The organism is Litorisediminicola beolgyonensis, from assembly GCF_042679605.1.
GTDB lineage: Bacteria > Pseudomonadota > Alphaproteobacteria > Rhodobacterales > Rhodobacteraceae > Litorisediminicola > Litorisediminicola beolgyonensis.
The window spans coordinates 18,083-27,500 of record NZ_JBHTMU010000002.1 but is presented as its reverse complement, the minus strand read 5'-3'; the positions used below and the strand labels follow the sequence as shown (position 1 = coordinate 27,500).

The window sequence follows — 9,418 nt, the reverse complement described above, 5'->3', positions numbered from 1 at the left end:
AGTATGCTTTTGATCCGGAAACAGAGGTCAGCAGACGAACCAGCCTGCATATGACCGCGGTGGGATATGTTATCGCTCAGACTATGCGACGCGTCAGCGCTCAAGTAGCCGAAGGCGGTAGCGCAAATATCCTGTCTCTTTCTGGATCAAATCAAGCGCGAGAAGGGCGTTTGGTGGATGCCTTGGCAGCAAGAGGCGATGAAGGACGTGATACTCTGCGATAAGCTTGGGGGAGCCGAGAATAGGCTTTGATCCCAAGATCTCCGAATGGGGCAACCCACCTGATTGATTATTGTTGTCCTACCACTTCGTTACTTGAGGACCTTGTCCGAAAGTCCGAAGGGTGGGCTCATCAGTAGTCAAAACCAGGTACTTATGACCTGAATACATAGGGTTATAAGAGCGAACCCGGGGAACTGAAACATCTAAGTACCCGGAGGAAAGGAAATCAATATGATACTCCCCTAGTAGTGGCGAGCGAACGGGGACCAGCCGAGCCTTGAGAGTGATCAGAACATGTTGGAAAGCATGGCCGTAGCGGGTGACAGCCCCGTATGAGAAGCTCGATGGGACGTATTAAGTAGGGCGGGACACGTGTAATCCTGTCTGAAGATCGGGGGACCACCCTCGAAGGCTAAGTACTCCTTGCTGACCGATAGCGAACCAGTACCGTGAGGGAAAGGTGAAAAGCACCCCGACGAGGGGAGTGAAACAGTACCTGAAACCGGACGCCTACAATCAGTCGGAGCTTCCTTGCGAAGTGACGGCGTACCTTTTGTATAATGGGTCATCGACTTGGTCTATCTAGCAAGCTTAAGCCGTTAGGTGTAGGCGCAGCGAAAGCGAGTCTTAATAGGGCGTCGAGTTAGATGGATCAGACCCGAAACCGAGTGATCTAGGCATGACCAGGATGAAGGTTGGGTAACACCAACTGGAGGTCCGAACCCACACCTGTTGAAAAAGGTCGGGATGAGTTGTGCCTAGGGGTGAAAGGCCAATCAAACTCGGAGATAGCTGGTTCTCCGCGAAATCTATTTAGGTAGAGCGTCATCCGAATACCCCGGGGGGTAGAGCACTGGATGGGTAATGGGGCCCCACAGGCTTACTGATCCTAACCAAACTCCGAATACCCGGGAGTACTAGATGGCAGACACACGGCGGATGCTAACGTCCGTCGTGGAGAGGGAAACAACCCTGACCTACAGCTAAGGCCCCCAATTCGTGGCTAAGTGGGAAAGCAGGTGGGACGACCAAAACAACCAGGAGGTTGGCTTAGAAGCAGCCATCCTTTAAAGATAGCGTAACAGCTCACTGGTCTAATCAAGTTGTCCTGCGGCGAAGATGTAACGGGGCTCAAGCCACGAGCCGAAGCTTAGGACTGCGTATGCAGTGGTAGCGGAGCGTAGTGTGACATAGTCTCATGTCTCCTTACCGGGACGATCCTTGAAAAAGGGTCTGGCCGGATTGGAGACGCGAGGCTTTCTGTGAAGCCGGCCTGTGAGGGATCCGGTGGAGAGATCACTAGCGAGAATGATGACATGAGTAGCGACAAGGAGTGTGAGAGACACTCCCGCCGAAAGTCCAAGGGTTCCTGCTTAAAGCTAATCTGAGCAGGGTAAGCCGACCCCTAAGGCGAGGCCGAAAGGCGTAGTCGATGGGAATCCGGTTAATATTCCGGAGCCAGGAAGAAGTGACGGATCGCAGGTATTGTCAGGCCTTATCGGATTGGTCTGGCCGTTGAGCGGTTCCAGGAAATAGCTCTTCCATGAGATCGTACCCTAAACCGACACAGGTGGACTGGTAGAGAATACCAAGGCGCTTGAGAGAACGATGTTGAAGGAACTCGGCAAAATACCTCCGTAAGTTCGCGAGAAGGAGGCCCGGTTCCTAGGCAACTAGGGGCTGGGGGCACAAACCAGGGGGTGGCGACTGTTTACTAAAAACACAGGGCTCTGCGAAGTCGCAAGACGACGTATAGGGTCTGACGCCTGCCCGGTGCCTGAAGGTTAAAAGGAGGGGTGCAAGCTCCGAATTGAAGCCCAGGTAAACGGCGGCCGTAACTATAACGGTCCTAAGGTAGCGAAATTCCTTGTCGGGTAAGTTCCGACCTGCACGAATGGCGTAACGACTTCCCCGCTGTCTCCAACATCGACTCAGCGAAATTGAATTGCCTGTCAAGATGCAGGCTTCCCGCGGTTAGACGGAAAGACCCCGTGCACCTTTACTACAGCTTCAGACTGGCAACAGGACTGGGATGTGCAGGATAGGCGGTAGGCTTCGAAGCAGGAACGCCAGTTTCTGTGGAGCCATCCTTGAGATACCGCCCTTCGCATTCTTGTTGTCTAACCGCGGACCGTTATCCGGTTCCGGGACCCTCTGTGGCGGGTAGTTTGACTGGGGCGGTCGCCTCCTAAAGCGTAACGGAGGCGCGCGAAGGTTGGCTCAGAGCGGTCGGAAATCGCTCGTTGAGTGCAATGGCAGAAGCCAGCCTGACTGCGAGACTGACAAGTCGAGCAGAGTCGAAAGACGGCCATAGTGATCCGGTGGTCCCAAGTGGGAGGGCCATCGCTCAACGGATAAAAGGTACGCCGGGGATAACAGGCTGATACTGCCCAAGAGTCCATATCGACGGCAGTGTTTGGCACCTCGATGTCGGCTCATCTCATCCTGGGGCTGGAGCAGGTCCCAAGGGTACGGCTGTTCGCCGTTTAAAGAGGTACGTGAGCTGGGTTTAGAACGTCGTGAGACAGTTCGGTCCCTATCTGCCGTGGGTGTAGGATACTTGAGAGGAGTTGCCCCTAGTACGAGAGGACCGGGGTGAACGATCCACTGGTGGACCTGTTGTTGCGCCAGCAGCAGTGCAGGGTAGCTATGATCGGACAGGATAACCGCTGAAGGCATCTAAGCGGGAAGCCCCCCTCAAAACAAGGTATCCCTGAGGGCCGTGGTAGACCACCACGTCGATAGGCCGGAGATGTAAGCGCAGCAATGCGTTCAGTTGACCGGTACTAATGGCCCGATAGGCTTGATTTGATCCAGTAACAGGCAGGACACGCCCAAACTGGTCAAAAGCATGCACCGCAACGTGTACTGACTTGGATAAACGCCTATGACGCACCCGGCATGGATGGGTGTGCGGCCACATGTTCGGGAAAACCGAACACGTTTACCCGCACCCGCCGCGCCAAAGGCGCGTCGTGCGTCGTGGTTTGTTCGGTTTGGTGGTCATAGCACGAGCAAAACACCCGGCTCCATTCCGAACCCGGCCGTTAAGTGCCGTAGCGCCAATGGTACTGCGTCTCAAGACGTGGGAGAGTAGGTCACCGCCAAACCTAACAAGCCACGACACACACGTATCTCTCTCAAACGATCACCGCTCAGGGCTACAATACAGCCCACCACCGCGGGGTGGAGCAGCCCGGTAGCTCGTCAGGCTCATAACCTGAAGGTCGTAGGTTCAAATCCTACCCCCGCAACCACCGTTACTTGCCCAACGCCCGCGCTCACAACGCGGGCGTCGGCATGTCCGGCCTCCCCGCACAAAGCCACGATCGCACCAAGCTCCCCATAGAGCTCAAGCGCATGCCCGTCCTCCTCGGGCCGCGCCACGATCCGCTCGATCAGACCCCGCAGAACCTCGCCCGCCTCGCTCCGCACATCGTCCCGGGTCAGCGCGTCCGAGAGCTCCGCGATCTTGCGCTTGTAGATCTCGGCAAACCGCGGGTGCAGCGCCACCGGACCAAAAATATCCTCTCACGTGAACAAAGTTCGCCGCGACTCCCTCGCGTTTATCAATCGAATAAACGCCTCAAAGGCTTGCGATGTCCTCGGACGGCATAGCGTTCCTATTGGCGGGCAGGAGTTCCGCGATCAGGTTGCGCCAGCTCGTCGAGAAGGCGGCGGCGTCGGGTTTCGACATCCGCATCCGGGCCAGTTCGAGATCGGGGCTGCGGAGTGCGGCGGCCCAGGCCTCGGGCGTGTGGGCATGGACGGCGCGGGCGCCGTCGGCGACGTGGTCGAGGAGTCCGTCGACCGGTGAGACCAGCAACAGCCGACCTGCCGCGCGGGCTTCGGCGGCGACGAGGCCGTATGCCTCGCGCATCGATGGCATCGCCACGATATCGACCGAGGCCATGGCCGCGACCGGATCGTCGTAATGGCCGAAAAAGCGGATGCGCGGATCGCCTGCCGCAAGGGCCTTCAGCCTGGGCGCCTCGGGGCCGTCTCCGAAGATGCGCAACTCGAGATCGAGATCGGGATCGGAGCGGAAGGCTTCGATCAGGACATCGAACCCCTTGATCGGATCGAGCCGCCCGATCGCTCCGACAACGCGCGGCGCGCCTGTGGGCTCGGGCAATGCCAGGAACGGGGCGTAGTCGACGGCCGACCGGATGACCTTCAGCTTGCCGCGCGGAGCGAGGGACCGCGCCCGCATCCACTCGGCTTGCGCCGCGCTGACCGCAACCACGCGATCGAACAGGGAATTCGCGCAGCGCAGAAGCGTTTCGAACCTTCCGCGGCGCGGCACGTGCAGGGCGACGAATTGCTCGGTGTAGCTGTGTTCGACATGGACGAGAGGGAGCTGCGGGTTCGCGGCGCGCAATGCCATGAGGCCGGGAAGGCTCCGCCAGTTCACCGTCAGATGCGAGACGACCATGTCGGCGTCATAGCGTCCGAGCGACAGTGATCCGCGCGTGACGCGGCGGAGCTCATGGTCTGCCTGAAGCGACATCTCGGCGTTCTGCTGCACGTAGTCCAGCACGCGCATGATGCCGCCCGAGGTGGCGTCGTCGAAGAGGTGAATGATGCGGGGACGGGTCATGGCAGGGGTCCTTTCTTGAGCTTAAGAGGAATGAGTTATCGAAAAAGTCCGGAGCAGCGCCGCAGCGGCTCGACCGATCCGGATCGCAGGGCGAGCGCGGCGGCCATCGTCACCGCGGTCTTGAGGGGCTCGTCGCGCAGCGGCGCCAGCGAGCTGGCCAGTGCGCGCCGCGCGTAGCTCCAGGCGGCGTCGGCATCGAGCGCGCTCACCGCGCGGCGCGCGAGGTAGCGCAGCTGATAGGCCCGCGCGGCCGCGGTATGGGCCTGGAAGAAGGACGGATCGAGCGGCGTGAGTTTGCGCACCATGGCCTCCCACGAGGCCAGCTGCCGTTCGAGATTGGCCGAAAGCCCGCGCGGGTTGACCCGGTAGAGCGTCAAAAGACCCGGGACGCCTTCGATGCCCCAACCGGTCGTGAGCGCGAGACGGAGCCAGCACTCGATATCCTCGGATTGCCGGAAGGTCTCGTCGAAGACCCAGGGGCGGGTGTCTCCGCCCTTGGGGAGATAGGAGATCGCATCGAGCGCCGAGCGGCGGAAGACCGGGGCGGAGCCGTTTCCGATGGGATTGCGCAGAAAGACATGCGTCGCATCCACGCGCTTCAGACGGGGCCGCTGGGCGTGGCCGGTGGCACGGCCCTTAGCGTCGATCAACGAAGAGCCCGAGTAGCTGACCCCGATCCGCGGCCGCGCCGCCAGGTGCTCCAGGTGGCGGTCGAGTTTCTGCGGATGCCAAAGATCGTCGGCATCGCAAAACCCGACGACGGTGCCGCGCGCCGCGTGAACGCCACTGTTGCGCGCGCCGGCAAGGCCGCGATTGGCCTGACGCACTATGCGAAGACGCGGATCGGTGATGCGCTGCAGCAGGTCCGGGGTGCTGTCGGTCGAGCCATCGTCGACGACGACGATTTCGAAGTCTTTCGCGGTCTGCGCGAGCAGGGAGGCCAGCGTTGCGGGCAGGGTGGCTGCGCTGTTGTAGCTCGGCACGATGATGGATGCTCGGGGCATTCTGGTCTCCTTACTTCGAAAAGAGCGCGCGGCGGGTCGCGCCGGGAAGGATCGGTGCGGCGCACGCGGCCCCCAATGTCGCGAGCCCCCGGTGAACCGGTGACAGGAAGCCGCCCGGATCGGTCACGAACCCGGTCAGCGCCAGGCGCGCGGAGAGCACGGGCGAGAGGTCGAGGCGCAGCGCGCGGCGCGCGAGGTAGCGCAGGTAGATCGCCTCGTTGCGGCGATTTGCCGTGACCCCGAAGCGTGCTGCCGTCGCCAGAAGGCGGCGGCGGGCCGCCTGCATCGCGGCGAGATCGGCGGAGAGGCCGCTCGGGCTCGTGCGGTAGTAGACATGCACGCCCGGCAGGCCGCGCAATTGGCCGCCGTGACCGACGAGCCGAATGAGGAAATCGAGATCCTCGTTATGGACAAGCGTCGCGTCGAACCCGCCGAGCGCGCGGAAATGCTCGGCGCCGAGGCTCAGGTTGGACAGGGTGCAGACGGGGTTTTCGCCCAGAAGCGTCTCGATGGTGATGTCACCCTGCGACACGCCGGAGATGCTGCGCGCGTCGGACGGGTGAGCGGCGAAAAAGGCGGTCTGGCCGAACACCGCGTCCGCGTGCCCGGCGTCGAGGGCCTTGGACACTGCCTCGAGCTTTCCGGGCGTCCAGATGTCGTCGGCATCGCAGAAGGCGAGGATCCGGCCTTTGGCGAGGTTCAACCCGGCGTGGTTGCGAGCCGCGCTCGGGCCGCGACCCGGATTGCGGGTCAGCGCGATGCGCGGATCCTTCGCCGCGACATGCTTTGCGATCTCGGCGCTCTCGTCGGTGGAGCCGTCATCGACGATGAGAGCCTCCCAATCCTGGAGGGTTTGGGCGCGGAGGGCCTCCAACGTGGCGCCGAGCGTCGCGGCGGCATTGAAGCAAGGGATGATGACGGAGATCAGCGGCATGGGTCACGCGCTCCTGTTGCGGAAGGAAAAAGCCGTGGCGAGCGCGGGCAGGGACGCCGCGGTCATGATCAGCACGGTGATCGCCAGGTAGCCCTGCGCGATGGCGAGAAGGCCCGACGGCGCCAGGACGACAGTGTTCAGGATCACCGCCGCGGCGAGAACGAGGGTCACGGCAAACTCGAGGTCGGGCCGTTCGCAGCTCCGCAACCAGCCGGCGGCCGCGGTCCAGATCATCGTCGGGATGGCGGCGAGGCAGAGCAGGGCGACGACGCTGCTCAGCTCGGCATATTGGGCGCCGAGGAGCAGCGGCACGTAAACCGGCGCGAGCAGCGACTGGGCAGAGGCCACGGGCACGGTCAGCGCGAGCGACAGGGTGATGCTCTCGCGCAGCGCGGCAGCGCGGTCCGCATGGGCATGGAGGTGCGGAAAGAGCACCGTGGCGAAGGCTTGCGAGACGGCGTTCGAGAGGCTGAGGCCTGCGTTGAAGGCCATGAAATAGAGGCCGAGCGCCTCGGCTCCGAGAAGCAGGCCGACGACCAGCTTGTCGGCGTAGAGGCGCAGCGCCTTGACCACCTCGACCGCCAGCACGGCCCAGCCGAAGCGCAGGAAGGGCGCGAGCGGCGCGGGTGCCACGCCCGCTGCGGGCCGCCAGGGACGCAGGCGCCGCATGGCGACGAGCCAGACCGGCGCGGTCAGAAGCTTCGGAAGGATCAGCGCGAGGGCCGAGGGCCAGATCAGGGCCAGGAGAACCGACAGTATGTTGGCGAGCACGACCTGGCTCCCGGTGATCGCGGCGGCCTGGCGCAGCTTGTTCTCGCGCATCGCAAGCCCGGCCTGCACCAGCCCGCCGGGCATGAAGAGATACTCTCCGGCGAGAACCGCCACGAGGATCGAGACCGCGACGCTGCCTCCGACGGCCCAGAGGACGAACGCCACGGCGATCTGGACGAGGAAAAGCCCGAGGCACCAGACCCAGACCAACCGATGCGCGGTCAGGCATGTCGCCTCGAGCCGGGCGGCGGGGGCCGCGATGATGCGTTGCACCGCGCCGGTCTCTGTCAGGGCCTTGAGGATCTCGGATGTCGCAAGTGCCGCCGCGGCGATGCCGATTTCGGCGGGTGGCAGAGCGCGCGCGGCGGCGATCACGACAAGCAGTCGCGATGCCTTGGAGGCTGCCTCGGACGCGCCATAAGCGGCGAAGTTGCGGGCGAGGGAGCCGAGAGAGGCGGACAGGGGCATGGACACGGGCCTTGTTCAGGTGTGCCCCCTTGATACCCCCTGTGTGGCATTCAAATCCCGGACGGGAATGTCGAGCCCGTGGCGTGTCAGAAGCGTGGACTATTCGGAAGGATAGTGTTTCCATCCCGGTGAACCGTGGCAGGACGGGACTGGCCAGGACTAGCTCCCGCAACAGACTTCGGAAGGCGGGCGAGAGACGTGACGGGCCTCAAGAGATCGAACTGGTTGCCGCTTCTGTGCTGCACCGCGCTCTTTGCTTGCGGACCGGCGCGGTCGCCCGAGAACATCGAGCCGGTCGCCGAGGGCGGCGGGTACCAGGCGCAGTATCGCACCCCCCCGGCCAGGATCGAAACACCGGTCGTGCTGAACTCCGCGCGCATCAATGCCGCGTCCTGTACGGCGCCCCTGGGAGGGCAGGCGGGCTCCAAGTTCGGGTCCATCCCCGCGCCGCTCCTTGGTGAGCGCCTGTCGCGGAACGATCTGCTGGACGTGCGGATCGGCGAAGACGAGGTTCTGACCGGTCGTTATGTCGTCTCGGGCGACGGGACGTTGAAGCTTCCGTTTCTCGATCCGGTTCCGGCCCAGGGCCGCAGTCCGGCCGAGGTCGAGCGGTCGCTTCGCACCGCGCTTCTGCGCGAGAGGCTCTACGACGTGGCGCCGCTCCTGTCGGTCCGGGTCGCCGATTTCTCGGGCGTGACGGTGGGCGTCTCTGGCGCGGTGTTCGAGCCGCATGCGGTCGAGATCGGCGGGCTCCGCGCAGGCGATATCGACCGCGCGCGCCAGGAGGCATTGGGCGCCTCGACCGACGCGCGCTCTCTCGCCGCGGCGATCCGCGCTGTCGGCGGCATCCGTCCCGACGCCGATCTCTCGGCCATCGAGCTTGTGCGCGGCGGCTCGCGCTACCGGCTGGACCTGCGCGGCGTCTACGAAGGTGTCGGCGTGGCCGATATCATGCTCCTGGCGGGGGACGAGGTCGTGGTGCCGACCCGGCGCTGCTTCCAGGACGACCTGATGCGGCCGAGCCCGGTCAGCCCGGCGGGCGTGTCGCTGTTCCTGTCGAACCTCACCCAGCCTGCCAGCAACAACGCTTCCTCGGCCATCGGGCGCGACGTGCGCGAGATCCCTTGGGGCACCCGATTCATGCAGGCGGTAGTCGATGCCAATTGCGTCGGCGGATCACGGGCCACCAGCGCAAGCCGCTCGGCTGTGCTCTTCACCCGCAACCCGGTCACCGGTGTGTCGACGGTGATCGAGCGCGACATCGAGGACATGCTGCGTCGCCCGGACCGCGACGATTACGACCCCTACCTGCTGCCCGGGGATGCGATTGCCTGCTACGACAGCGCGGTGACCAATATCGCCGAGGTCGGGCGGGTCCTGGGCATCGTCGGAGCCGCCAGCCTCGTTTTCGAATAGGGT

General features: G+C 63.3%; 5 protein-coding genes, 1 tRNA gene and 2 rRNA genes. 4 read left to right on the top strand and 4 right to left on the bottom strand.

Features of this window, described 5'->3' with window-relative positions; translation table 11 throughout:
* The first annotated feature begins 149 nt into the window (after positions 1-149).
* The 3 genes from ACFQ4E_RS01680 (at position 150) to ACFQ4E_RS01670 (ending at position 3,479) form a co-directional block, all read left to right on the top strand.
* Positions 150-3,033 (top strand): 23S ribosomal RNA (locus ACFQ4E_RS01680).
* Between the two features lie 184 nt (positions 3,034-3,217).
* Positions 3,218-3,332, top strand: a 5S ribosomal RNA gene (gene rrf, locus ACFQ4E_RS01675).
* A gap of 70 nt (positions 3,333-3,402) precedes the next feature.
* Positions 3,403-3,479 (top strand) — tRNA-Met (locus ACFQ4E_RS01670).
* Positions 3,480-3,808: 329 nt separating this feature from the next.
* Here ACFQ4E_RS01670 and ACFQ4E_RS01665 read toward each other — a convergent pair.
* From ACFQ4E_RS01665 to ACFQ4E_RS01650, 4 genes are read right to left on the bottom strand one after another with little or no spacing between them, the layout of a single operon-like run.
* Positions 3,809-4,822 carry a glycosyltransferase family 4 protein gene (locus ACFQ4E_RS01665; protein ID WP_386801183.1) on the bottom strand — a complete coding sequence of 338 codons (1,014 nt, stop codon included), beginning with the start codon at positions 4,820-4,822 and terminating at the stop codon, positions 3,809-3,811.
* Between the two features lie 35 nt (positions 4,823-4,857).
* The gene (locus ACFQ4E_RS01660) at positions 4,858-5,826 is read right to left on the bottom strand and encodes a glycosyltransferase family 2 protein (RefSeq protein WP_386801182.1); all 969 of its coding nucleotides are present in this window, start codon (positions 5,824-5,826) and stop codon (positions 4,858-4,860) included.
* A 10-nt stretch (positions 5,827-5,836) separates the two neighbouring features.
* A complete protein-coding gene (locus ACFQ4E_RS01655; RefSeq protein WP_386801181.1) occupies positions 5,837-6,760 on the bottom strand; it encodes a glycosyltransferase family 2 protein in 924 nt (307 codons plus the stop codon).
* 3 nt (positions 6,761-6,763) lie between these two features.
* Positions 6,764-7,999, bottom strand: a complete 1,236-nt coding sequence (locus tag ACFQ4E_RS01650) for an oligosaccharide flippase family protein (protein ID WP_386801180.1) — start codon at positions 7,997-7,999, stop codon at positions 6,764-6,766.
* A 198-nt stretch (positions 8,000-8,197) separates the two neighbouring features.
* Between ACFQ4E_RS01650 and ACFQ4E_RS01645 the strand changes: the two genes are divergently transcribed.
* On the top strand, positions 8,198-9,415 hold the full coding sequence (locus ACFQ4E_RS01645; RefSeq protein WP_386801179.1) for a polysaccharide biosynthesis/export family protein: 1,218 nt from the start codon (positions 8,198-8,200) through the stop codon (positions 9,413-9,415).
* The last annotated feature ends 3 nt before the right edge of the window (positions 9,416-9,418 follow it).